This is a genomic window from Succinivibrio dextrinosolvens, assembly GCF_900116345.1.
Taxonomy (GTDB): domain Bacteria; phylum Pseudomonadota; class Gammaproteobacteria; order Enterobacterales; family Succinivibrionaceae; genus Succinivibrio; species Succinivibrio dextrinosolvens_B.
On sequence record NZ_FPAH01000009.1, the window covers coordinates 25,769 to 51,750 of the forward strand.

Genomic DNA, 25,982 nt, shown 5'->3' on the forward strand with positions numbered 1-25,982 from the left:
TTTTGGTAGACAGGAAAATGGCTGATTATAAAAATACTTTAAACCTTCCAAATACAGACTTTCCTATGCGTGGCAATCTTTCTCAGAGAGAGCCTGGAATGCTGGCGGACTGGGAAAAGCGTTGTCTTTATAAGAAAATTCGCACAGCACGTGCTGGTGCCAACATGTTTATTCTTCATGACGGCCCTCCATATGCAAACGGCAATATTCACATTGGACACTCTATTAACAAGGTTTTAAAGGATATTATTATCAAGTCAAAAACCTTATCTGGTTTTGACTCTCCTTACATTCCTGGCTGGGACTGTCATGGCCTTCCAATTGAAGTTAAGGTTGAGAGTTTGATCGGAAAGCCTGGTGCCAAGGTTGATGCTGCAACCTTCAGAAAAGAATGCAGAAAGTATGCTGCAAGTCAGGTTGAAGGTCAGAAAAAGGATTTCAAGCGTCTTGGTGTATTAGGTGACTGGGAGAACCCATACCTGACCATGAACTATAAGACTGAGGCTGATACCTTAAGAGCTTTAGGAAAGGTTATTGCAAACGGTCACTTTGTAAGAGGTCTGAAGCCTGTTTACTGGTGTATGGACTGTCAGTCTGCGCTTGCTGAGGCTGAGGTTGAATACGCTGATGTTAAGTCAGATTCTATTTATGTTCGTTTTGCCTCAACAGATGATGAGAAGGTTCTGAATACATTCAATGCACAGGGCAAAGGTCAGGGCCCAATCTCCTGTGTAATCTGGACCACTACTCCATGGACTCTTCCAGCCAACAGAGCAATCTGTCTGAACGAACAGCTTAAGTACAGCCTAGTTCAGGTCGAGACAGATCGCGGCTCTGAGCGTTTTATTATGGCTTCAGACCTGATTGAAACTGTAATGAACAGCTGTGGTATTGAAAAGTACGAGCAGATTGGTGATGAAGTATCAGGAAAGGCTTTAGAGCTTATGAAGTTCAAGCACCCATTCCTGAATATTGAGTCAACTGTTATTTTAGGTGCTCACGTAACTCTGGAGGCCGGTACCGGATGTGTTCATACCGCAGGCGGTCACGGTCTAGACGACTACAATGTAAGCACTAAGTACGGTATTGAAATCTACAATCCAGTTGGCCCTGACGGCTGCTTTAAAGAGGATGTTGAATTCTTTGCCGGCTTAAATGTTCTAAAGGCAAATCCTAAGGTAATTGAGGTTTTAAAAGAAAAGGGCGCTTTAGTTAAGGCTATTTCTATTACCCACAGTTATCCTCACTGCTGGCGTCATAAGACCCCAGTTATTTTCCGTGCAACTCCTCAGTGGTTCATTTCAATGGATGGCAAGGGCCTAAGAACCAGAGCTCTTGAGGAAATTTCAAAGACCAAGTGGATCCCTGCATGGGGACAGAACCGTATTGAGGCAATGGTTAAGCAGCGTACAGACTGGTGTATTTCCCGTCAGAGAACCTGGGGTATGCCATGTGCTGTCCTAATCAACAATGAAACTAACGAAATTCATCCTGATACTCCTGCAATTATTGAGAAGGTTGCCAAGGCTGTTGAGAAGGATGGTATTCAGGCCTGGTGGGATCTCAAGGTTGAAGATCTGATCGGAGCTGAAGAGGCAAAGTTTTATCACAAGGATCCAAATACTCTGGATGTATGGTTTGACTCAGGTTCAACTCAGTTCAGTGTTGTTGATCAGCGTGAAGAGTTTAAGGGCCACAGTGCAGACCTATACTTAGAGGGCTCAGATCAGCATCGTGGCTGGTTTATGTCTTCTCTGATGCTTTCTGTTGCAACAAAAGACAAGGCTCCTTACAAGGAAGTTCTGACCCACGGCTTCACAGTTGACGGCCAGGGCAGAAAGATGTCCAAGTCTCTGGGTAACGTAATCGCTCCTCAGGAAGTTATTGACAAACTTGGTGCTGATGTTCTGCGTCTGTGGATTGCATCAAATGACTATACCGGCGATATGGCTGTTTCTCATGAAATCTTCAAGAGATCTTCTGATGCATACCGTCGTGTAAGAAATACTATCCGTTTCCTACTGGCAAATCTGAACGGCTTCAATCCTGAAACCGATATGGTTCCATTCAGCTCTATGGTTGAGCTTGATAAGTGGGCTGTATCCTTAGCATCTAAGACTCAGAAAGAAGTTGTAGCCTGCTACGATGAGTACGACTTCCACAAGGTGGTTCAGATTCTGATGAACTTCTGCTCTATCGAGTTAGGTTCATTCTATCTTGATATCATCAAGGACCGTCAGTATACAGCTAAGGCTGATAGTGCTGCTCGTCGTTCATGTCAGAGTGCTTTATATCTGATTGCAGAGTCTCTGATCCGCTGGATTGCTCCTATACTATCATTCACTGCTCAGGAAGCATGGGAAGCTATGCCTGGTAAGAGAGAGGAATTCGTATTCACTTCTACCTGGTTTGATAAGCTAGAAGAGCTTGATGAGTCTTCAGAATTCAATTCTGAGTACTGGAAGAGAATGCTGACCTTCAGAAATGAGGCCAACAAGGCTATCGAAACCGCTAGAAATAACGGTGTAATCGGTGGCTCTCTTGAGGCTGACGTTAAGGTATTTGCAAAGGGCCAGCTCTTTGATGATCTTAAGAAGCTTGAAAGCGAGTTATGCTTTGTGCTGATTACTTCTAAGGCTGTAATTTCAGATGTAGTTGCTCCTGCTGATGCTTTCAAGTCTGAGGTAATTGACTGTTCCTTTACTGTTACCAAGTCATCAGCTAAGAAGTGTGAGAGATGCTGGCATTATGAGGATGCAGTAGATGCAGATCCTGAGTATCCAGGTCTTTGCCCAAGATGTATTGAGAACATCAAGTCAAACGGTGAAGTAAGAAAATTTGCTTAATATGACTTCATTGTTTTCAAAAGAAAATGGAAGCAAGTTCCTCTTATGGAGCTTGCTTGTTATTGTTCTTGATCAGTTGACCAAATACTGGATCAGTTCAACTATTCCAGTTGATACAGTTGGTTATCGTGTTGCATCTTTTTTCAGTATTGTTCATGTCTGGAATGAAGGTGCTGCATTTAGTTTCCTAGCCTCAATGGGCGGATGGCAGCGCTATTTCTTTATGGGAATAGCGGTTGTGATCTGTGCGGTACTACTTTTCTGTCTTTTAAGAACTTCCCGTGAAAAGAAATGGACCTGCCTTGCAATCTCTCTTGTAATTGGTGGTGCATTGGGCAATCTTATTGATAGAATCCTCTGGTCTCACGTTATAGATTTCCTGCTGTTCTATATAAAAACTGATTCATTTTTCTATGCTTATCCAGCATTCAATGTAGCTGATATTGCAGTCTGCTGTGGCGCAGGCCTTTTGGTGATTATAGGATTTTTAGGAAAAGAAGATCCTATAAAAAAATAGGAGCTTTTTATGTCTTTTTCTGTAAAAATTGCTAAGTCCCGCGGTATGTGCGCAGGTGTTGAAAGGGCAATTCAAACTGTAAAGAATGCTATCTTAAAATTTTCTGATCAGGAAATTTATGTTCTTCATGAAGTCGTTCATAACAAGCATGTTGTGGATGACTTACGTTCAATCGGTGCTCACTTCGTTGATTCCCTAGATGAAGTACCAGAGAACTCTGTTCTTATTTTCTCAGCCCATGGCGTAGGTATAAGCACCTTTGAGTCTGCAAAATCCAGAAACCTCACTATTATTGATGCTACCTGTCCGGTTGTCAGTGTTATTCATAAAAAAATGAATAAGGCTGGATTAAAGGGAATGGATGCAGTGGTTATTGGACACAAAGGTCATCAGGAGGTTGTCGGTACCATCGGTCAGTATACTGGTGATGTAACTAAGGTTCATGTCATCATCAGTGAAGACGATGTTAATTCTCTTGATATCGATGCTGATAATTCCATGTTCGCAACACAGACAACCCTAAGTGTTGATGAGACCAGACTTACTGTTGAAGCACTGAAGAAAAAGTATCCAAATATTCAGGGACCAAAGGCAGATGATACCTGCAGAGCAACTCAGGTTAGACAGAATGCTGTTAAAGAGCTTGCCCGCGAATGTGATCTGGTATTAATTGCCGGTTCCGCTAACTCCTCAAATTCAAACCGATTAAAAGAAGTTGCCCTAAATGAGGGAGCTTTTGCCTATTTAATCGATGACAGTTCACAAATTGAAATTTCATGGTTTAATAATATCAAGACAGTAGGCCTGAGTGCAGGTGCATCAGCTCCACAGTATGTTGTTGATGAGATTGTCGAGTATTTAAAACAAAATGGAGCTTCCTCAGTAGAAGAAGTAGGTAGTGATCTCAAAGAAAAAAGTTTCCCATTACCTCAGGAAGTCCAAATCTAAAGGCAAGATAAAACAAGATGTCGTTTTTTAACGATTTATTTTTGTTTTGGGAGTTCAAATGAAAGATTCAACTTTGTGTATTCATGCTGGTTATTCTCCAAAGAATGGTGAACCAAGCGCAATGCCAATTATTCAGAGTACAACCTTCAGATATGAGAGTACACAAGCAATCGCTGATCTGTTCGATTTAAAGAGTAACGGTTATTTCTATTCTCGTCTGGCTAATCCTACCTGTGGGTTTGTAGAAGAGCGACTGGCAAAGCTTGAAGGTGGTGTTGGTGCTATGCTGACCTCATCTGGTCAGGCCGCTACCTTAACAGCTGTGCTTACCATTGCCAAGGCCGGTGATCATATTCTATGCTCATCTACAGTTTATGGCGGTACCTTTAATCTTATGGCTGTTACCTTCAAGAGAATGGGTATTGATGTAACCTTCTTTGAACCAGAGGAAACAGATGCTCAGGTTGAAGCAAAGATCAGACCTCAGACAAAGGCTATCTTTGGTGAAACTCTTGCTAATCCTGCTCTTGCTGTGTTTGATATTGAGCGTTATGCCGCTCTTGCTCACAAGCATGAGATTCCTCTGATTGTGGATAATACCTTTGCAACTCCAATTCTATGTAAGCCTTTTGAATTCGGTGCTGATATCGTTATTCATTCAACCACAAAATATCTTGATGGTCATGCAGTTCAGGTTGGCGGAGCTTTGGTTGACAGTGGTAACTTTGACTGGGCAAAATCATCAAAATTCCCTGAGTTTACAACCCCAGATGAGTCCTATCATGGTCTTGTTTATACTGAGGCTTTCGGAAAGGCTGCATTCATAGTTAAGGCTAGAGCTCAGATTATGCGTGATTTAGGTGTCTGCCAGACAGCTCAGGCTGCATTCTATATAAATCTTGGAATTGAAACCCTTCCATTACGTATCCGCAAGCATTCAGAGAATGCCTTAAAGGTTGCTGAATATCTGTCCAAGAATGAGAAGATTTCACGTGTTATCTATCCTGGTTTAAAATCAGACCCTTATTACGCATTAGGTCAGAAATACATGACCGATGGTCTGTGTTCAGGTGTTATGTCAATTGAACTTAAGGGGGGAAGAGAAGCCGGAGCCAAGTTTATTGATAATGTTAAGCTTGCATCCCCTGAGGTTCACGTTGCAGACATTAAGACCTGTCTGCTACATCCTGCAACTGCAACTCACCGTCAGCTTTCTGATGATCAGTTAAAGGAATGCGGTATTACTCCTGGTTTAGTAAGACTTTCTGTTGGTCTTGAAGATGTTGAGGATATTATTGCTGATATCCAGCAGGCATTAGATAAGATCTAATCAATTTCTAGATAGGTGGAGGCTTTCTTGTCTCCACTTTTGATTATAAACTCTCCAGTTTTTATTCCCAGACCTGCAAGTTCATAGATTCTTACGTGACCGATTGTTTCTCCACTGCACTGAAGTGTTCTTCTTTTTGAGATATAGGCATCTGTCAGTTTTGCTCCATTTATGGTGGCATGGATAGGGGTTCCGAATCCAAGTACGTATGTTTCAACTGAAGTATTGTTAACTTTTCTTATACCTACTGCCAGAACCTTTTCAACATTCTTGATCCTAAGCTTATAGTATTTTGAGCATAGATAGGGATCGGTGTATGCGTAAGCAGAGTTTGCAAATATAATTATCACTAAGAAAAACAATATTTTTTTCATAAATTATTGCTTATATATAATGTTATTAAGTAAAAAAATCCTCACATACGTCAGTATAAAACATAGTGAGGATTTATCGTTTAATCTAAAAAGATTATTTCTTAAAGATTCTCAATCTCGTGAAGCTGAGCAACTACTTTTTCAAGCTGAGTTCTGTTCAGTTCAAGCTGAGCTTTTGCTCCTTCAATAATCTTTGCAGGAGCCTTTGAAACGAATGCTTCGTTTGAAAGCTTGCTCTCGCCTGACTTGATGTTTGCCTCAAGCTTCTGAATCATTCCCTTAAGACGCTTGATCTCTTCATCCTTGTTGATTAGATCCTTCATTGCAATCAGGATTTCTGCGTTACCGATTGGCTTTGAAGTACAAGGCTGAATTTCATCACTGGCCTCTACAAACTTGATCATTTCGATATTAGCAAGATTCTGCATGAAGATGAAATTATCTGAAGCACACTTCTTTTCATCATCGCTGGCACCACGCATCATAGGAGCAAGTGTTACAGAAGGTGCAACCTTCATCTCTGCTCTTAGGTTACGGATTACAGTTGATACTTCCTGAATGAAGGCAATATCAGATTCAGCCTTATCATCATTGTCAAAATCCTCTGCAACAGGGAATTTTGCAGTAATGATTGTCTTATCTTCATTCAGCTTGCCAATCATAGGTGCAGTCTGCTGCCAGATGGTCTCTGTCAGGAATGGCATTACAGGGTGAGCCATTCTCATTACAGCTTCTAGAATCTCAACCAGAGTATATGCAGTTGCATTCTTCTGAGATTCAGTAGCCTTATCTGACTTCAGAATAGCCTTGGTAAACTCCAGATACCAGTCGCAGTATTCATTCCAGATGAACTCATAGATATTGTTTGCAACCTGATCAAATCTGTAGGCATTGATTGATGTGGTAACGTTTTCAATAGCCTTACGCATCTTTGATCTGATCCACTTGTCTGCAACTGACAGATCTGCTGGATTTGGCTTGGTCAGATTCATTTCACTTACATTCATAAGTACGAATCTTGAGGCGTTCCAGATCTTGTTACAGAAGTTTCTGTAACCATCAAGACGCTTCATATCCCAGTTGATGTCTCTACCGTTTGAGGCTAGAGCACAAAGGGTGAATCTTAATGCGTCTGTACCGTGAGCTGCAATTCCTTCTGGGAACTGTTTTGCGGTACGCTTAGCAATCTTTTCTGCCATCTGAGGCTGCATCATGTTAGCAGTACGCTTGGTGATCAGGCTGTCTTTATCAATACCGTCAATCATGTCTAAAGGATCTAAAACATTTCCCTTAGACTTGGACATCTTATTGCCTTCCTCATCACGGATAAGTCCGGTAACGTATACGGTCTTGAATGGAACCTGAGGAGTACCGTCTTCATTCTTCATAAAGTGCATGGTCATCATGATCATACGTGCAACCCAGAAGAAGATAATATCAAATCCAGTTACAAGAACTGAGGTTGGGTGGAACATCTTAAGTTCTTTTGTATTATCTGGCCAGCCTAGGGTTGAGAAAGTCCAAAGAGCTGAAGAGAACCAGGTATCCAGAACATCTGGATCACGGGTAAGCTCAACGTCAGCACCAAGCTTGTATTTCGCTCTTACCTCATCCTCGTTTCTTGCAACGTAAACTTTTCCATTCTGATCATACCAGGCAGGAATTCTGTGTCCCCACCATAGCTGACGGGAAATACACCAGTCCTGAAGATCGTTCATCCATGAATAATACATGTTTGCGTACTGAGCTGGAACGAACTTGATTCTTCCGTCCTGTACAGCTTCTACTGCTGGTTTGCCTAAAATACTGGCACGAACGTACCACTGATCAGTCAGCATTGGCTCGATAGGAACACCGCCACGATCGCCAAATGGCTGAGACAGAGCGTGGTCCTCGATCTTAACTAATAAGCCCTGAGCCTTAAGATCTTCTACGATTCTGTCTCTTGCCTCAAATCTGTCTAATCCTCGGTATGCCTCTGGAATATAACCACTGACCTCTGTTGTTGGTTCGCCATTGGTGTCAAATACCTCACCTTCTTCTCTGATATGAGCATCTTCTGTAAGAACATTGATCATTGGCAGCTTGTTGCGCTTACCAACTGCATAGTCGTTGAAATCATGAGCAGGGGTAATCTTAACGCATCCGGTACCAGTTTCCATCTCAGCATGGATATCTGCTACCACTGGAATCTTTCTGCCTACAAGAGGTAATTCAAGGTATTTGCCGACAATTGACTTGAATCTTTCATCTGCTGGGTTTACGGCAACAGCGGTATCACCTAAAAGAGTCTCTGGACGGGTGGTTGCAATCAGTACATAATCCTTGCCGTCGGCAGTGGTTACGCCATCAGCTAGCTTGTACTTAACGTACCACATATAGCCTTTAACGTCCTTGTTCTCTACTTCAAGATCAGAGATTGCGGTACGCAGCTTAGGATCCCAGTTAACCAGTCTCTTTCCTCTGTAAATCAGATCTTCATCGTATAGACGAACGAAAACCTCAAGCACTGCCTTTGATAGTCCTTCGTCCATGGTGAATCTTTCACGAGTCCAGTCTACAGAGGTTCCCAATCTGCGCATCTGACGGGTAATGGTTCCGCCTGACTGTTCTTTCCAGTCCCAGATTCTCTGGATAAACTTTTCTCTTCCGAGATCATGTCTGGTCAGATTTTCTTCTTTTGCAAGCTTTCTCTCTACCACCATCTGGGTTGCGATTCCGGCATGGTCTGTTCCGCACTGCCATAGGGTATTGTCCCCTTTCATTCTGTGGTAGCGGACCAGTGTATCCATAATAGTCTGCTGGAAAGCATGACCCATGTGTAGTGAACCTGTCACATTTGGAGGAGGAAGTGCAATGGAGAATGACTCTTTTGATTCATCATAGTTAGGTTTAAAGTAACCTTCCTTCTCCCATTTCTGGTAGGTATTGCTTTCAAAATTTTCTGGGGTATAGGTTTTTTCCATATCCATAATTATTAAAGCCTTTCGTTAATCATTTTTGCGCAAAAAAAATATGCGTTATTCTACCACTTTTTGACCGTTCTCACACTATTTTTCTATCGCTAAAAAAAGCGATTAAATCCATAAAGGTTTAAAATAAAAAAATCTTTGAAGTTGGTTTAACTTAAAGGTCCATATGCTTTTGCTTAGTTTTGGCGTGATGATAAGATCACATCATAAAGTTTGATCAAATGGTGTATGCGTGTTATTTAGTACTTTTCGACTATACATATATACTTTTGTTTTCTTCGTAATTACTTTTCTTTTTTTTATTGCTGGAATCTATTTGGATGTAAGTGTTAACAGCACATTCGAAGAACAAAACAGTGAGCTTGCAACCCAAAGAATGGATAACCTGCAAAAGGATCTTTTGTCCAGTTTTAATCAGGTTATTGAGCATGCTGAAATTCTTCAGAAATATATTGAAGATAATCCTAAAGTAACCAATGCTGAATTAAAAAACTTTATTGAGCTTAATCTGCTGCCAAAAGATCTTTCTGCTTTTTTTAATTCAAATTCAAAGGATTTTATTAATGGTTACATGATTGCCCCGGATGATTCGTTCTTTATTGTCTCCAATGAGCCTCAAGAGAATTTCTCCCAGTTAAATTTTAATGATAAAACAACAGAATATTACCTTGATCTGGCAAGACGAAATCCAAGAGATGTCATTGTTCAGGGGCCTATTGTTTCTCCAAGAACACACGAAATTAATATTTTTAACCGAAAAGCTGTATATGTGGATGGTAAATACTGGGGATATGTTGGCGTTATTGTTGATTTCTATAAACTTCTTGATTATATGAAATTAAACTCGGAAAAAGGACGGTTCGTTTACTCTATAAAAGCCTATCTCAACAAAGATGAACGTGATTTTATATGGGGTGACAGTACTCTTTTCAAGCACAGAAATCTAGTTTATAGACAGAAGTCAGTATTTTTCGGAAAACAGCACTGGGATTTGGCTTTAAAGGTTAGGAATTCTGGAAAGGCAGCCGTGCTTGGTAATAAGATTTATTTTGTTCTTTTTCTGCTTTATCTTCTTACACTTTCATTAGTATTTTATCTGTTCAGATTTTACTCCGAGCTAAAAAAATCAAAGGAAATCGACCCTATAACCTCAACTACAGGACATGATAAGTTTCTGCATCTTGTAAAGGACAGAATAAAAGGTTCTGCTGATCATGGGCTCGTGGTATTAGAACTTATTCATTTTAACCAGATAAATTCCTGCTATGATTTTATGATTGGAGATAAGCTGTTACGAGAGGTTACCAGAAGGATTAAATCCGTTGTAAGTTATAATGATTTTATCTGTCGTGTGGGTTCTCAGTTTATTATTCTGATGCAGAACATTCGTTCTAACGTTGATGTGGATAGAGTCCAGGCTGAACTTTACGATGAGATGGAAAAGAATTTCACTATTGATGATGTCAGCATAAATCTCAGAGCAGTAATCGGTTCCTCAAGCACAATCTCAAAAGGAAGAAACTATAATGAGATAATGACTGAAATCTCTGAGTCTATTCTTGAGACTAAAAAGTCGATGAGATTCTTCTCAAGAGAATCTGACAAATCTTAACGATTGAATAGAAGAGAACTATTTTTCTTTTCCTATATATCTGCTACATGTTGTTGTGTATTTTGGTGCTAACATTCGTTTTGCAGATTATTGTTCTTTAAAATGATTTTAATGGACTATAATCACAGCATATCATTTGCAACTGAATTAACTGTTTTGTTTTCATGACTAAATCAAAAAAAATTCTAATTGGCTTTCTTTTTCTTATTCTGATTACTTTTTCTGCAATTTCTTTCTTTGCATATTCATCCATAGAGAAGCTGAATAACAGTGAGCTTTCACCTAAAACTGCAACCTATGAACTAAAAAAGGGGGCAACTGTTAAAAACGTAATAAACGATCTTCTGGATAATTCCTGGGACCGTCTGGTTGCAAGATTCTATCTGCGTTTTTCTACTTCTTATTCTTCGATACAGAAGGGAGAGTATTTAATTGGACCGAATAAAAGCTTTATCTCAATCCTGAAGGATATGTCAGAGGGAAATGTCATTGTAAAGACCTATCCAACCTTTACAATTGTCGAGGGCATGAACCTTGCGAAAATCATTAGAAAAGCGGAACGCTTTAAAAATAAAATCTCCGATGACCGTTTCTTTAGTGCAGTCGCTAAAGAGGATTCATTTATCAGAACCTTACTTAAAGATCATGATGCTCTTCTGGATTTTATTGGAGAAGATGTAAGCTCTCTTGAAGGCCTTATTTCTCCTGCAACATATCCTTTATATGAAAAGGATCCTTTTTATACAATTTTCAAACAGGGCATTGTTTCCCAGATAAAGGCTCTAAAGGCAGAATGGGATAACAGAGATGAGAGTAATAATATTAAAACTCCATATGAGGCTCTTATTCTTGCTTCTCTGATAGAAAGAGAAACCTTTCTTGATGAAGAGCGAAACTTAATTGCAGCTGTATTTGAAAACAGACTTTCAAAAGGTATGCGTCTACAGACCGATCCTTCTGTCATGTACGGTGTAAGCAGAGAGTTTTCTGGAACTTTGACCAGATCTCATTTAAAAGCTGACAGTCCTTATAATACCTACACACGCGATGGGCTGCCTCCAACTCCAATCTGTATGCCTCAGACTAAATCTATTCATGCTGCTTTACATCCGGACAAGTCAAAAGCCCTGTATTTTGTTGCAAAAGGCATATCTCCAACAGAGGGGCATGTATTCTCCAATACTCTGACAGAACATAATAAGGCAGTGGCAGAATATAGGAAAAAGGTTAAAAACTATAAACTATATGATGATAAGAATAGTGCACAGAGTGAAAAAGAGTCTGTTTCTGATGAAAAAGAAAAAAATAATGTTGAATCTGTCTCTGACAATATGGATGTTGATAATTCCTCAATCGAGGATAATGTCCCTAGCAATTCTAAAGCTTCAAATGCAGGAAATGAATTAAAGGATAGTCGTAACTCAAAGGAATCAGTAAGCACTGACAATATAGATGAAGAAAAAGGCTCTGTGACAATAAAGATCTCAGAGAGTGACGATACCTCAAATAAGGTAATGTCTTCTGCGAACACAAATAATTCTGCTGTTGATTCCAAGAAAACAAAAGCTACTAATACAAAGGCTACAGTATCTGATAAAAAGAAATAGTCAAATCATACTTAAACGTATTCCTTATTAATTTTTTTGCCAGAAAGCTAATGATATAATCATCATAAGTTTTCTGTTTTGTTTATTATTGTTGACTTAAAAAAATGGCAAAAGGCTTATTTATTACCCTAGAAGGCTCTGAAGGTGCAGGTAAATCCACCCAGATTGAGGTTATAAGCAGTTATCTTAAAAATAAAGGAAGAAAGGTAATCTGCGTTAGAGAACCTGGGGGTACACCAATTGCAGAGGATATCCGTGCCTTGCTAAAGACTCCAAGAGATGATGATTCTATGTGTGATACCACAGAATTACTTCTAATGTATGCTGCAAGAGCTCAGCTCGTGAACTGTTTTATTAAGCCAAAACTTACTGAAGGTTTTGATATTATCTGTGATCGTCATGATCTCTCAACCATTGCCTATCAGGGCGGTGGCAGAGGTATGAACATGGATCATATCAATGCTGTAAGAAATATTGTTCTGGGGGATTTTCGTCCTGATCTAACCATCCTTTTGGATATTGATCCTGAAGAGGGAATGAAGAGAGCCAGACATAGAGGCTCTCTTGATCGATTCGAACAGTCAAAAATGGATTTCTTCGTAAGAGTCAGAAATACTTATATCAAGTGTGCAAAGGAAGATCCAGACCATATTGTTCTTATAGACGGCTCAAAGCCTCGTGATGTTGTAAGTTCCAATGTAATCGCCTGCATGGATAAGTTAAATGTTTGATCCCTGGCTCATGCCTCCTTTTCAGGCTTTTAAAAATGCATTTGAAAGTGGAAGAGTTCCTTCTTCCGTAATTCTTTCCGGAGCTCCTGATCTTGGAGGGGCTTTTCTTGCTATTGAATTTGCAAAGCTGTATTTATGTTCTGATAAGAATAGAAAATCAGCCTGCGGTGTCTGTAAATCCTGTCATCTCTTTGATGATCTCCAGAACGGATCCCATCCTGATTTTATTTCTCTGCTGTCATCTACTGCTGAAGAATCTGACAGAGAAGAGGAGCTTACCCATAGTTTTTCAAAACTGCTTGCTGATATGGGGACTCCTCTTGAGGAAGAGGAATCGGAAAATACGGCATCTAAGGGAAACAAATCTGTAAGAATTAATGGAATAAGAAATCTTACGGAATGGATTTCTCAGGGCTCAGTACTAGGTAACGGCAAAGTAGCTGTTATCTCAAATGCTCATCTGATGGGAGAGGGGGCGGCTAACGCTTTATTAAAGACTTTTGAAGAGCCAACCTCAAATACTCTGATAATTCTGCTTACCAAGACTTTGGAATTGCTTCCTGCTACTATTCTCTCTAGAGCCTTCAAGATTCAGATTCCGATGGTTTCAGAGTCCGTTGCTTTGGATTATCTTAAATCTCATCTGGGAAATCATTTTTCTTTGGATCGAGCTAGAATTGCGCTGGCTTTATCCTTTAACTCTCCCCGAGGTGCTTTAAAATACTATAAAGAAGAGCTTGATGTAAAAGCATCAGATATTATTTCTGCTTTAATTGATGATATTTCTAATGAAGGAGATTCTTCAAAAGCGGTATCTCTTATCCTGGGACTTACAAATGAACAGAATTTCCTTATTCTGCAGGAAGTTATTCTGGAACTGTTAAAATGCAAGGCTAGAATAGACAAGGATTCTCTGCCATTACTTAAGAATAACTCACTAGATAAACTTATAAAAATTCCTGCATCGCATTTACTTGATGCGTATAATGAAATGAAGTATATAAGAGCTGATTCTCCAATGCTAAACAGCAGAGCTCCAGTCTCGCTGATAAGTGCGTGGGTTAACTCTCTAAAGAAAATATAGGAATATATTTTGATAATAAAACAATACATATTTAAAGATATTCTGAAGGTACAGACTGTAACGCTTGTGGTTCTGCTTTCTGTATTTCTTTGCCAGACAGTTATTAAGATCTTAGGTCAGGCTGCAACTGGAAGTATTCCTATTGGAGTTGTTTCTGAGATGATTATTTACTCATTACCATCCATTGGCTTTATTCTTTTGCCAATGAGTCTTTATGTCGGAATCATTGTCTCTCTATCAAGAATGTCTTCTGACTCGGAAATGGTGGTAATGCGTTCATGCGGCCTTTCTGGTGTGTCTTTCATGAAGATTTGCATGGTACTTTCTTTAATAACAGCAACTGTGACTGCATTGAATTGCTTGTATTTTATGCCAACATCAAATCTGGCTAAGAATGCGCTTTCTGATTCTTCAAAGAATAACCCTAGGTATTTACCGATTGAAAGTGGAAAATTTACTGATTTTGGTGATTACACTATATATATTCACGATGTTAATGATATGAATGGAGAGAAACAGCTTGGTCAGGTTTTTGTTATTAGGACATTAAAATCCAAAGCTCTTTTCTCTACTGACTTTGAATTCCTGAATGCAACATCAGGACACATGTCAAAGGATAGAAGTGGAACTCAATGGATTGTTTTGGAAAAAGGTTCTCTTTATAGGTCAGATGGACTTTCAGCTGAATTAGAAAAGGTTGATTTCAATACCTTGTCTATTCCTGTTCCATATGAATCAGATGAAGATGCTATAGATGATTCTCTTGAGAGTATTCCTACTATTGACCTCATTAAGTCTGTGTCAAATGCAGCAAAGATTGAATTGCAGTGGAGAATTGCTCCCATTTTTGCGTGCTTTATTTTTTCAATTATGGCGGTTCCTTTGTCAATGATTAACCCTAGACAGGGAAAATTTGCAAGATTAGGCCCTGCAATCATCCTTTTCGTATGTTACTACTTGGCTCTTTTATCTGTTAGAAATCTTTTAAATTCTGAAAAGTTCCCTTTATATCCAGGAATGTATATTGTTCCACTGATATTTACGATCTTTGTTCTGATTCCTTTGAATATTGACCGTAACTTTTTAATAAGAAAAAGAAATAAATAAAGGCGACTGTAAAGTCGCCTATAAGGATAGTTGTCGTAATTTATTTTTCAAAATGATTTGGGATGCTTTCTCTAAAATCTCTTGGAGATGCTCCCTTGAATCTTCTGAACAACTTAGTGAAGTAGCAAGGATCTTTAAAGCCACATCTTGAAGCCACTTCGTTGATACTGTCTGTAGAAATTGCAAGTTCAATTGCTGCGGCTTCAATTCTGAACATATTCACAAATTCCATAGGTCTAAGATCTGTTAGTTCCTTAAAGAATTTGCAGAAATACTTCTCTGATAACTCAACTGCATTTGCCAACTCTTCAAGCGTCACTTCTCTACGGTAGTTATCACATATGTACTTGTAGATAACAGTAGACTTAATGTAGTACTTGTAATATCTGTTTATTAGATCTCTATCGTAAATCTTGCAGCTGCTTAATTTTGTTGCTTCTCCGAACAGTTCTAATACCTTTGCTGTGGCAATAATTCCAGAACACATTTCATTGGAGTTGACTGCTTTGGTTAATTCTTCTGCAATAGCAGTTACTGTTTTATTATCTTGATAACTGTAGTAAAGACTGATCTCAATCTGATGGGTAATGATTTTCTTAATAAGAGAATAATGACTCTGACTGAGGTCAAAAAGTTCTCTTAAGCTGAAAGCTACAGACTCGAACTTTGTTCCTTTTTCTAGCGGATATAGTGCATGTACACAGTTTTCCGGAACAATAGCAAAGTCTCCTTTTTTCAGTACGAAAGGATTTGAGTTAATGGAAATACTCACACTTCCTTCGATAACTCTGAAAATCTGCTGCCCCTCATGATAATGAAAAGGTACGACAAAATCGTCCTCATCACTGTCATAGCGGAAATAGGTGAATGGTGAATCAATTGTTCGTTCTTTTAAAGCAATTGGTAATTTTAGTGTCATTTTTTATTTTCTTTATAATTACTTGTCCATTTATGTGACAAATTATAAAACAATGCTGCATGGATTTTTAGAATTTTTTACAAAAGGTGTTTTTTTATATTCATTATTATGAATATTGTCGCATTTTGGGTTAAATAAATTTTTACTCTTTTATAAAATGGCTTTTTTTTAAGAATTATTCATAATCTAAAAATGTAAATATTTGTTAAAGATATTATCTTATTGTTACTTTTTTTATATTTTTACTGTACAAATTGCGTTAATCTGTTCAATTTATTTTGAAATATATAACAACAATAAAATTAAAAGTGAATATTTTTAAAACCATCATAATTATGACTGTTCAATATCTTAATATTGCTTGTATGGTAGAATTAAATCAGTTTTTGCATGGAATGATTTTATGTACGGAATATTAGATAGATACATCGGAAAAAATATAGTTTTTTCTGTATTATTTGTTTCAGTCTGCTTAGCTCTGTTTGCTAGTCTTATTAATCTTGTTGATTCATTAAGATTTATCGGCAGAGGTGATATTGATTTTGGTTTTGTCCTTTTATATACCTGCTATAGATTCCCGATTGTTTTTGTTCAGTTTTTCCCTGTCTCAATTCTTATTGGCGGAGTTATTGGACTGGGTATGATGGCAAGAAATTCTGAGATTATTATTATTCAGTCCATTGGCTTATCTAAACTAAGTATTGGTATATCCTGCTTTAAAAGTTTAATCCCTTTAATTTTAGTTGTTGTTTTTTTGTCAGAAACATTTGTTCCAAAATTGGATAAGTTTGCTGAGGGAGAGTATTACCGTCGTTCATCTGGAACAGGTCTCGCTTTTACAACAAGTGGAGCTTGGATTAAAGAGGGCAATATTTTTATCAGTGTCAGTGCAATGGTAAATAGAAAAACTATTGCAGGTGTATCTAAATATGAATATGAAGGTACAAAATTAAAATCCTTTGCAACAGCTTTAACTGGTAATTATGTTGATAACCACTGGGTTATGGAAGATGTGGTTGAGCAGATTATTAACGATGATGGGGTTGTTTATAATAAATATAAAAACCAGAATTGGCCTTTAAGAGTAAATCTTGAACGAATTGAGATCCTGAATGAAATCTCAGATAAACTTTCTGCCATACAACTACACGATTACATAAACTATATTGAGCAGAACGGTGTTGATTCATCGCGATATCGTCTTTCTTTTTATAATAAGCTCCTAGCTCCTGTTATTATGCTGGTAATGCTTCTATTGGCTTTATCAACAATCTTTGGTCCATTAAGATCAATGAATATGGGAACAAGAATTCTGTCCGGTATTGCGTTGGGATTTGGTTATTATGTTTTAAACCAGATTGTAGCGCCATTCTCAATTGTTTACGGTGTTCCCCCAATTATAGGCGCAACCTTTGCGTCTGCCGTTTTTTTAGCTCTTGCTGTATACCTGTTGAAGAGAAAGACCTAATTCACTGTTAATATAACTATCATTTGGTTTTGTTTGAATTCAAGCTATTTCCATATGATCAATGAAGAGAGCAAATGCTCAGATTTTTATTGAAATAGCTGAATTTTTAATGTAATATTAGCGAGTTACTTAGTACTACCTATCAAATTTTCAAATCTTCATGCCGAAGTGGCGGAATTGGTAGACGCAGCGGATTCAAAATCCGCCGCCCTTAAAAGCGTATGGGTTCGAGTCCCATCTTCGGCACCAAATCTAATAATTTTCTCTAAGCTAGAATTCTTTTGTATTCAGTAAGATGAATTGTGTTTCATGGAAGGTTGGACGATAAGAGAATCTCAATATCGTCCATAATACGGCCCTTTTGGGAAAGGATTAGTTTGTGCTTGTCTTTAAGGCTTCCTCAAGGGCATATGTCAGCTGATCTGCACATGAGGTTCCCTTGTTTCTGCATTCATTCCCTCTTAACAATTCAATTATTTCCTTCGCATTCTTGCCTAGAACAAGTCTGCGGATTGCTTTAAGATTACCATCGCAACCACCAAGAAAATTTACATCTTCAATTGTATTTCCATTTAGTTGAACAAAGATCTTCTTACAGCAGGTGCCGTGAGTTGTGTATTCAAACATTTATATACCTAATCAATTGATGAAAAAACTTCATCAGAATTTAATCGTGATTTTGGTCTATCGGCATTAGAATCGTTGTCTGCTCGATAACCCAGAGCGACGATCATAACAGATTTTAAGTTCTTATTCTTCAGATTAAGAATATCATCTGTCTTATCAAAGTCCATTCCTTCGATTGGAGTACTGTCAATTCCCTTTGAGGCTGCTGCATATAGAAGAGCACTCATTGCAATATAGGTCTGCTTAGCGGTCCATTGCGAGAAATCCCCTTGGTCCTCATGCATATGTGCAAAAATTTTTCTGTGAGAATCTACAGTGTCTCTGATTTCTGACTTAGGGTATCTTCCATCCTTATCTTCTTTTTGTGTAATTGCACTTAACTCCTGATCGGTCATTTTAGTTTTAGAACAGAGCACAACAAAATGGGAACAATCCTGAATCCTTGGAATATTGAAGTCAGGAATCGCTGGTAGAATTTTTTCTTTCGCATTTTGTGTAGAACCTACGTAGAAATGCCATGGCTGAATATTTACTGCAGAAGGGGCCAGTCTGAGCACTTCCAGCAAATCCTTCATATCTTTATCTGAAATTTTTCTTGTTGGATTGTAGTGTTTTGTTGTGTAGCGTTGCTTTGAAATATCAAGAAAATCCATAATTATCTCCAAAGTTGATTGCATTTCTTTATTAATATTTTTGATATTTTATTACAAAAAATTGGTAAATAATTATTGTATCTTGAGAGAAATTATTAGTTTTTTTGATGCGTATCACTATTTATTGTAAACGTTTACATAAATTAGAAGTTTTCTGTTTATAATGCATTCTGTATGTAAAAAAAGAATATAAAAATATTCACAATAATTAGACAGTATTATAAGGAATACAAAATGAGCGAACAGTATTCAGTTAATCCAAATCTGGAAACAATCTCAAATTCTAAGGGCATGTCTGTTACCGTAATGGACTGGGGTGCAACCATCATCTCCTGTAAGGTTCCTGTAAAGGGTGAGTCTTCAAGAGAAGTTGTATTAGGTCTTGAGGATCCTGCTGACTGGTCAAAACAGAGCTGCTTCTTTAACGCAACTATTGGAAGATTTGCAAATAGAATTGCAAATTCAGAATTTGAAATTGACGGTAAGAAGTATAAGTTAAACTCAGGTGCAAAACACTGTCTTCATGGTGGTGTTGATGGCTTTGACAAGAGACGTTTCACTCTGCAGTCAAAATCTGCAAGCTCATTAACCTATACTCTGCATTCTCCTGACGGAGATATGGGGTTCCCTGGTAATTTCGATCTAACTGTAGTTTATACAGTCTCAGAGGAGAATGAACTGAAGATTGAATACGTTGGAAAGTGTGATGCCAAGTGCTATGCATGTATCACTAATCATGCCTATTTTAATCTGAACGGTGTTAACAGTTCTGTTCTAAATCATACTGTTAAGATGGATTCAACAGAATTTCTTCCATTAGATGACACCTCAATTCCTACCGGAGAAGTAAGAAAAGTTGCAGGTGGAGCTTTCGATTTCACCTCAGAGAAAACCTTAGCTCGTGATTTCAGAAAAGATGATCAGATGACTGCTGCTTTAGGTTATGACCATCCATTCCTGATTAAAGGTGACTTAAACAAGCCTTTCATTAAGCTTACATCTGATGACAGAAAGCTTTCTCTTGAAATGTTTACTGATTATCCAGCATTCCAAATGTATACCGGAAATTATGTAAATCAGGGCGATAGTGCAATCAAGGCAAGAGATAACGGCTTAATTTACAAGGATCAGTGTGCTGTATGCATTGAACCTGAGTTCTACCCTGACTGTCCTCATCTTCCACAGTTTGCTGATTTAAATCCAGTTGTTACTCCAGAGAAGCCTCTGGTTAAGTCAATTATTTATAAATTCAGCTAATTTTTATGTATGCAGGATCTATATCCAACTGTAGATCCTGTAAAATGTATGCCTAAGACTGAGGTAAAAAATGGTTTTAGACATATATTTCTTTATTATTGTCTGTCCTCTCGTTTTTCTGGCTGGATTTATTGATGCAGTCGGAGGCGGTGGCGGATTTATATCTCTTCCTGCATATCTTTTATCTGGACTTCCTCCTCATCTGGCTTTGGGAACAAACAAGCTCTCAAGCACCATGGGTACCTTTCTTGCGACTTTACGATACGCAAAACTTGGTTATATCCGATATAAAGATGCTGCTGTTGCAGTTATTTTTGCTATTCTTGGATCATCCATCGGAGCCGAACTAGCTTTGTGGATCTCCGATATGGTTCTTAAGATAACTATCATGGTTATTCTGCCTTTAACCGCTTTTTATCTTTTAAGATATCGAAAGTTTGGTGAGCCAGATCAGAGCAAATACAGCAGACTGTATGTAATCTCAACCTGTGCTGCTATTGCTTTCTTTGTGGGTATTTACGATGGAATCTATGGTCCTGGTACAGGAACGTTTCTTTTGCTTGGCTTCTGTTCTTTTGCAAAGTATTCTGTGCAGAATGCCAACGGTTTGACGAAGGCTATTAATCTGACCACTAATATAGCGGCTTTATCTGTGTTTGTAAGCCACGGTTCCGTTATTTTATATATGGGATTTATTGCAGGCCTGTTTAATATTGCAGGAAATTATGTCGGCTGTTCGTTCTTTGTAAGAAAGGGAATGAAGGGAACAAAGCTGATAATGCTATTTGTAATTATTCTATTTGAAGCCAGGCTCTGCTGGGATTTTCTCTAATAGAAATTCAGCACCAGATGAGGTGCTGAATTAAGAGTTGTTCTACTTGGTTCCGTGAGCCATCCATACTGGCATTCTTGACTCGTATTCGCTGATTTCCTTTTCATGCTGCAGGGTTAGAGAAATAGCATCCAAACCTTCCAACATACAGTGTCTGCGGAAAGGATCTAGCTCAAATGAAAAGTGTAGCTCTCCACATGTAACTGTCATATCCTCAAGCGAGATGGTTATTTCTGTTCCTGGTTTCTTTTGAAGAACCTTAAATATCTCATCCACCTCCTGTGCTGTCAGTTTCAGTGGCAGAAGTCCATTTCCCAGAGAGTTGTTGTAGAAAATATCTGCAAATGAAGGAGCTATAACAGCTCTAAAACCATATCCCATCAGAGCCCATGGCGCATGTTCTCTTGAAGATCCATTTCCAAAGTTGTCTCTTGCAACCAGAATAGTTGCACCTTTAAATTCTGGCTTATTCAGATTAAATTCTGGATTAGGCTGTTTTTCCTCGTCATCAAGGTATCGCCAGTCGTGGAAAAGATGTGCTCCAAAGCCATTTCTGTCCACAGCTAGAAGAAATTGCTTAGGAATAATCTGGTCAGTATCAATATTTGCTGAGTCTAGTGGAACTGCAACGCCGGTATGAACTGTAAATTTCTGCATATCTTCCTCCTAGATAAATTCTCTTACGTCAGCCAATGTACCTTTAATAGCACATGCCGCAGCGGTTGCAGGACTCATAAGATGGGTCTTAGAACCCTTACCCTGTCTACCTACGAAGTTTCGGTTTGAGGTAGAAGCTACACGAATTCCTGAAGGGGCTTTATCATCGTTCATGGCAAGACACATCGAACATCCTGGTTGTCTCCACTCAAATCCAGCCTCGATAAAGATTTTATCAAGCCCTTCTGCTTCTGCCTGACGTTTAACCCATCCAGATCCTGGAACAGCAATAGCAAGCTGAATGTTTTTTGCAATCTTATGTCCTTTTAGGACTTTTGCTGCTTCTCTGAAATCCTCAAGTCTTCCATTTGTACATGAGCCTATAAAGACGTAGTCAACAGGAGTTCCTATGAGCTTATCTCCGCTTTTCAGTCCGATATAATCAAGGGCATCTTTACAGGATTTTGCTACAACCTGATCGGAGTAATCAGCAGGATAAGGTACAGTTGAAGTGATAGGGGATCCCTGACCAGGATTTGTTCCCCAGGTTACAAATGGTTCAAGCTCTGATGCCTCAATGGTTACCTCTTTGTCAAATACTGCATCATCATCTGATTTTAAAGTCTTCCAGTACTCAACCGCCTTATCAAATTCATCTCCTTTAGGAGAGAACATTCTTCCCTTAAGATATTCAAAAGTTGTTTCATCTGGAGCAATCATGCCTGCTTTAGCTCCAAATTCAATGGCCATGTTGGAAAGTGTCATTCTTCCTTCCATGGATAAAGCTCTTACAGCCTCACCGCAGAATTCAACTGCATATCCGGTTCCTCCTGCAGTGGTAAGTTTGGCAATGATGGCAAGTATCAGATCTTTTGCATATACGCCTTTTTTAAGAGTGCCCTTACAGTTAATCTTCATGGTTTTAAGACGTCCCTGTTTCAAGGTCTGGGTTGCCATGACATGCTCAACTTCTGAGGTTCCGATACCAAAGGCCAAAGCTCCGAATGCACCGTGAGTTGCTGTATGGGAATCTCCGCATACCAGTGTGGTACCTGGCAGGGTAAAGCCTGTCTGTGGTCCGATGATATGGACAACACCCTGATTATCATCTCCAAAGCCAAAGAATTTTACACCGAACTTTTCTGTGTTTCTTATTAGGGCTCGGATCTGTTCCTGGGCCATTGGAGAACATGCTTCGATGGACTGTTCTCGTGTGGAGATATCATGATCCATGGTTGCCAGATGTAAATCAGGTCTGTGAAGTTTTCTGCCAGAGTTTTCTATTCCTGAGAAGGCCTGAGGAGATGTAACTTCGTGAACAAGCTGTCTGTCAATATATAAGGTTGGTAACTCGCCTTTCTGTTCAAAGACAATATGGCTGTCATAAACCTTCTGATAAAGTGTCTTTCCCATTTTAAAAACCTATGTGTTCTAATTTCTTTATAAGAGCTTATCTGTTTATTTCTTCGACAATTCTGTCGCCCATATCTGAGGTTGACTGTGCTGGATATGGTGAAGCTCCGCTTTCCATTAAATCTGTAGTCAGATAACCGTTCTTAAGTACCTTGGCAACGGCATCTTCAATACATTGCGCAGCGTCATATTCCTTGAGTGAATAACGTAACATAAGGGCTGCAGAGAGGATCTGTGCTACAGGATTTGCAATATTCTTTCCTGCAATATCAGGAGCAGAACCACCTGCAGGCTCATATAGACCAAAACCGCCTTCGCCTAGAGAAGCGGATGGCAGCATACCCATTGAGCCGGTTATCATCGCGCATTCATCAGAAAGAATATCGCCAAACATATTTGAACATAGCATTACATCAAACTGAGATGGAGCTTTTACAAGCTGCATGGTGGCGTTGTCTACATAGATATGTTCAAGCTCAACATCCGGATAGTCTTTAGCTATCTCATTAACTACCTCTCTCCATAGAACAGAACTCTGAAGAACATTTGACTTATCTACAGAGGTAACTTTCTTTCTTCTCAGACGTGCAGCCTCAAAAGCGATTTTTGCAATACGTTCGATCTCAAAACGATGATAGATCTCAGTATCAAAAGCTTTTTCCTGTGGTCCTGTACCTTCACGGCCTTTTGGCTGACCAAAATAAATGCCTCCTGTCAGCTCTCGAACACAGAGCATATCAAATCCGCGCATTGCTATATCAGCTCTAAGAGGTGATAGAGAACCTAGACCCTGATAAATCTTTGCTGGTCTGAAATTACAGAAGAGGGAGAATTCTTTTCTTAAAGGAAGCAGGGCTCCAGCCTCTGGTCTTTGAGAATTTGGAAGGTGATTCCATTTAGGACCTCCTACAGAACCAAACAGGATCGCATCAGCCCATTTACAGGCAGCCATAGTCTGTTCTGGAAGAGGAGTTCCACATTCATCAATGGCACATCCTCCAACCAGTTCCTTTTTGTATTCAAGAGTAAAGCCGAATTTTTTCTGTACAACATCAAGAACCTTTAATGCTTCTGCCATTACCTCAGGACCAATTCCGTCACCAGCCAAAACTGCAATCTTATAATTGTTAGCCATTTTATACGTTCTCCTTTTCATTCTTTTCTTCTTTAACAAGCTGGGCTCTGTAGATACTGTTACATGCTGAAATTAGTGCCAGAGCAGATGACTCAATAACATCGGTTGAAAGTCCTTTGCCGTGGTAATGACCGCCATCGTAAATAACGTCCACGTCCACCTGACCCTGCGCATTCATACCCGAGCCTTTTGCCGAAATTACAAAATTATCAAGCTGAAGCTTAATGCCGGTAAGTCTTGCAATACAGTTGAATACTGCATCAATAGGACCATTGCCTGTACCAGAATCGGTACGGGTTCTCTTGCCAATCTTAAGTCTTACGGTTGCTGTAGGAATGATATTTTTTCCTCCGGAAAGTACAGTAAGGTTATCCAGTTCAAATTGAGATTCTTCTTCCTGTTCGTGGGAAAGGAACAGCAAAGCTTCAAGATCATAATCAAATACCTGACCTTTTCTGTCAGCAAGTTTCAGGAATCGTGCATAAACATCATCAAGGTTGTATGAATTCTCTCTATAGCCAAGTTTTTCTAGAACTGCCTTGATCATATGTCTGCCTGAGCGGGCTGTCATATGCATGTTGTTTTCCTTAAATCCAACACTCTGAGGGGTAAGAATTTCATAGGTGCTCTTGTTCTTGAGTACACCGTCCTGATGGATTCCAGAGCTGTGGGCAAAGGCGTTTGAACCGACAATAGCCTTGTGGCTTGGTACTGGTTCATTGGTAATACCTGAAACAACCTGAGAGGCTCTGGCTATATTTTCGGTCACAATGTTGGTGTAAACACCTTTCATGTACTGCTCACGAAGCTTCATTGCCATTACAACCTCTTCTAATGAGGTATTTCCGGCTCTCTCTCCTAGTCCGTTTACGGTACACTCGATCTGACGGGCTCCTTCCATTACAGCTGAAAGAGAATTTGCAGTTGCCATACCAAGATCGTTGTGGCAGTGAACGGAGATTGTAGCTTTGTCGATATTTGGAACTCGGTTGAATAGAGTCTTTATAATGCCACCGAACTCATAAGGCAGAGTGTAGCCTACAGTATCAGGAATGTTAATGGTAGTGGCTCCTGCCTTGATTGCATTTTCTACCATTCGGCAAAGGTGATCTATAGGAGTTCTACCTGCATCCTCACATGAGAACTCAACATCATCTGTGTAGTTTCGGGCTCTTTTAACTGCTCTTACCGCCATTTCTACGACATCGTCAAAGCCTTTTTTCAGTTTGTCTTTTACGTGAACATCTGATGTGGCTATAAAGGTATGGATTCGATAATGATCAGTTTCATGGAGAGCTTCATAACAGGCATCAATGTCTTTATCAAGCGCTCGGGATAGTCCACAGACTGTAGAGTTTTTTACGGCCAGACCGATTTCTCTTACGGACTGAAGGTCTCCTGGTGAGGAAATCGGGAATCCTGCCTCAATAACGTCAACTCCAAGCTGCTCAAGACATAATGCAATCTGGAGTTTCTGTTTTGATGTAAGAGACTGCTGAAGTGCCTGTTCACCATCTCTTAGTGTGGTATCAAAAATAATGACTCGGTTTTTATCTGAAGTTCCCATATTACCGTTCCTTATTTTGCAAAACCGTATTGTTTTGTAAAAAAATAGATTAAACAATGTATCGTATTTTTGACATCATAACACTAGAGAGTTGCAATTCAAAAATAAATTGCAAAATTATAAATAAATATATACTAACTACCTGAAAAATAGAATAAATAAAATACAATATAAAATAAATATGTAATATTTTAGTGCAGTTTTATGATTGCAAAATGCTATGATTTTGTAAAAAAAACAATGAAAAATTAAAATTGGATGGTCGTATACAAAAGTTAATTGTTTTGTAATTTTTAAAAATACTTGGGGAGTTTGGTTTGAAATAT

General features: G+C 38.9%; 21 protein-coding genes and 1 tRNA gene. 13 read left to right on the forward strand and 9 right to left on the reverse strand.

The window, feature by feature from the left end:
• Positions 1 to 17 precede the first annotated feature (17 nt).
• The 4 genes from ileS to BM308_RS04330 are packed head-to-tail and all read left to right on the forward strand — an operon-like array spanning position 18 to position 5,641.
• A complete protein-coding gene (gene ileS / locus BM308_RS04315; protein ID WP_074943153.1) occupies positions 18 to 2,846 on the forward strand; it encodes an isoleucine--tRNA ligase in 2,829 nt (942 codons plus the stop codon).
• A gap of 1 nt (position 2,847) precedes the next feature.
• A complete protein-coding gene (lspA, locus tag BM308_RS04320) occupies positions 2,848 to 3,363 on the forward strand; it encodes a signal peptidase II (RefSeq protein WP_074943155.1) in 516 nt (171 codons plus the stop codon).
• A gap of 9 nt (positions 3,364 to 3,372) precedes the next feature.
• Positions 3,373 to 4,311 (forward strand): 4-hydroxy-3-methylbut-2-enyl diphosphate reductase, encoded by a 939-nt coding sequence (gene ispH, locus BM308_RS04325; protein WP_074943157.1) that lies wholly within the window; start codon positions 3,373 to 3,375, stop codon positions 4,309 to 4,311.
• A gap of 58 nt (positions 4,312 to 4,369) precedes the next feature.
• A complete protein-coding gene (locus tag BM308_RS04330) occupies positions 4,370 to 5,641 on the forward strand; it encodes an O-acetylhomoserine aminocarboxypropyltransferase/cysteine synthase family protein (RefSeq protein ID WP_074943159.1) in 1,272 nt (423 codons plus the stop codon).
• Here the strand turns inward: BM308_RS04330 and BM308_RS04335 are convergent.
• Positions 5,638 to 5,991: a hypothetical protein gene (locus tag BM308_RS04335; protein WP_143098562.1), complete on the reverse strand. Its 354-nt coding sequence runs from the start codon at positions 5,989 to 5,991 to the stop codon at positions 5,638 to 5,640. The two genes, BM308_RS04330 and BM308_RS04335, sit on opposite strands and share 4 nt — an antisense overlap.
• A 125-nt stretch (positions 5,992 to 6,116) precedes the next feature.
• Positions 6,117 to 8,981, reverse strand: coding sequence for a valine--tRNA ligase (locus BM308_RS04340; protein WP_074943250.1), 2,865 nt, complete (start codon positions 8,979 to 8,981; stop codon positions 6,117 to 6,119).
• 322 nt (positions 8,982 to 9,303) lie between these two features.
• On the opposite strand from BM308_RS04340, the gene BM308_RS04345 reads away from it, so the two are divergent.
• The 5 genes from BM308_RS04345 to lptF all read left to right on the forward strand — a co-directional run bounded on the left by BM308_RS04345 (position 9,304) and on the right by lptF (position 15,128).
• The gene (locus BM308_RS04345; RefSeq protein WP_074943162.1) at positions 9,304 to 10,599 is read left to right on the forward strand and encodes a diguanylate cyclase domain-containing protein; all 1,296 of its coding nucleotides are present in this window, start codon (positions 9,304 to 9,306) and stop codon (positions 10,597 to 10,599) included.
• A 164-nt stretch (positions 10,600 to 10,763) separates the two neighbouring features.
• Positions 10,764 to 12,206, forward strand: coding sequence for an endolytic transglycosylase MltG (gene mltG, locus BM308_RS04350; protein ID WP_074943163.1), 1,443 nt, complete (start codon positions 10,764 to 10,766; stop codon positions 12,204 to 12,206).
• A gap of 104 nt (positions 12,207 to 12,310) precedes the next feature.
• Positions 12,311 to 12,937, forward strand: a complete 627-nt coding sequence (gene tmk, locus BM308_RS04355) for a dTMP kinase (protein ID WP_074943165.1) — start codon at positions 12,311 to 12,313, stop codon at positions 12,935 to 12,937.
• Positions 12,930 to 14,021, forward strand: a complete 1,092-nt coding sequence (locus BM308_RS04360; protein WP_074943167.1) for a hypothetical protein — start codon at positions 12,930 to 12,932, stop codon at positions 14,019 to 14,021. Before tmk ends, BM308_RS04360 begins: the two co-directional genes overlap by 8 nt.
• Before the next feature lie 9 nt (positions 14,022 to 14,030).
• A complete protein-coding gene (gene lptF / locus BM308_RS04365; protein ID WP_074943170.1) occupies positions 14,031 to 15,128 on the forward strand; it encodes an LPS export ABC transporter permease LptF in 1,098 nt (365 codons plus the stop codon).
• Positions 15,129 to 15,168: 40 nt separating this feature from the next.
• Here lptF and BM308_RS04370 read toward each other — a convergent pair whose 3' ends face one another.
• A complete protein-coding gene (locus BM308_RS04370; protein ID WP_074943172.1) occupies positions 15,169 to 16,047 on the reverse strand; it encodes a helix-turn-helix domain-containing protein in 879 nt (292 codons plus the stop codon).
• Between the two features lie 403 nt (positions 16,048 to 16,450).
• On the opposite strand from BM308_RS04370, the gene lptG reads away from it, so the two are divergent.
• Both lptG and BM308_RS04380 read left to right on the forward strand, forming a co-directional pair.
• Complete coding sequence (gene lptG, locus BM308_RS04375; RefSeq protein ID WP_074943174.1) at positions 16,451 to 17,515, forward strand: LPS export ABC transporter permease LptG; 1,065 nt, start codon at positions 16,451 to 16,453, stop codon at positions 17,513 to 17,515.
• A 162-nt stretch (positions 17,516 to 17,677) separates the two neighbouring features.
• A tRNA-Leu gene (locus BM308_RS04380) sits at positions 17,678 to 17,764 on the forward strand.
• A gap of 123 nt (positions 17,765 to 17,887) precedes the next feature.
• On the opposite strand, the gene BM308_RS04385 is transcribed toward BM308_RS04380, so the two are convergent.
• A complete protein-coding gene (locus BM308_RS04385) occupies positions 17,888 to 18,142 on the reverse strand; it encodes a TIGR03905 family TSCPD domain-containing protein (protein ID WP_074943176.1) in 255 nt (84 codons plus the stop codon).
• 8 nt (positions 18,143 to 18,150) lie between these two features.
• A complete protein-coding gene (gene nfsB / locus BM308_RS04390) occupies positions 18,151 to 18,795 on the reverse strand; it encodes an oxygen-insensitive NAD(P)H nitroreductase (protein ID WP_074943178.1) in 645 nt (214 codons plus the stop codon).
• 234 nt (positions 18,796 to 19,029) lie between these two features.
• Between nfsB and BM308_RS04395 the strand changes: the two genes are divergently transcribed.
• Both BM308_RS04395 and BM308_RS04400 read left to right on the forward strand, forming a co-directional pair.
• Positions 19,030 to 20,052, forward strand: a complete 1,023-nt coding sequence (locus BM308_RS04395; protein ID WP_074943180.1) for an aldose epimerase family protein — start codon at positions 19,030 to 19,032, stop codon at positions 20,050 to 20,052.
• A gap of 70 nt (positions 20,053 to 20,122) precedes the next feature.
• Positions 20,123 to 20,884, forward strand: coding sequence for a sulfite exporter TauE/SafE family protein (locus tag BM308_RS04400; protein WP_074943182.1), 762 nt, complete (start codon positions 20,123 to 20,125; stop codon positions 20,882 to 20,884).
• Between the two features lie 42 nt (positions 20,885 to 20,926).
• On the opposite strand, the gene leuD is transcribed toward BM308_RS04400, so the two are convergent.
• From leuD to leuA, 4 genes are read right to left on the reverse strand one after another with little or no spacing between them, the layout of a single operon-like run.
• Positions 20,927 to 21,541 carry a 3-isopropylmalate dehydratase small subunit gene (leuD, locus tag BM308_RS04405; protein WP_074943184.1) on the reverse strand — a complete coding sequence of 205 codons (615 nt, stop codon included), beginning with the start codon at positions 21,539 to 21,541 and terminating at the stop codon, positions 20,927 to 20,929.
• A gap of 9 nt (positions 21,542 to 21,550) precedes the next feature.
• A complete protein-coding gene (leuC, locus tag BM308_RS04410) occupies positions 21,551 to 22,954 on the reverse strand; it encodes a 3-isopropylmalate dehydratase large subunit (RefSeq protein ID WP_074943186.1) in 1,404 nt (467 codons plus the stop codon).
• Between the two features lie 37 nt (positions 22,955 to 22,991).
• On the reverse strand, positions 22,992 to 24,089 hold the full coding sequence (gene leuB, locus BM308_RS04415) for a 3-isopropylmalate dehydrogenase (RefSeq protein WP_074943188.1): 1,098 nt from the start codon (positions 24,087 to 24,089) through the stop codon (positions 22,992 to 22,994).
• A 1-nt stretch (position 24,090) separates the two neighbouring features.
• Entirely contained in the window at positions 24,091 to 25,656 is a 1,566-nt protein-coding gene (gene leuA / locus BM308_RS04420; protein ID WP_074943190.1) for a 2-isopropylmalate synthase, read from the reverse strand.
• Positions 25,657 to 25,982 lie beyond the last annotated feature (326 nt).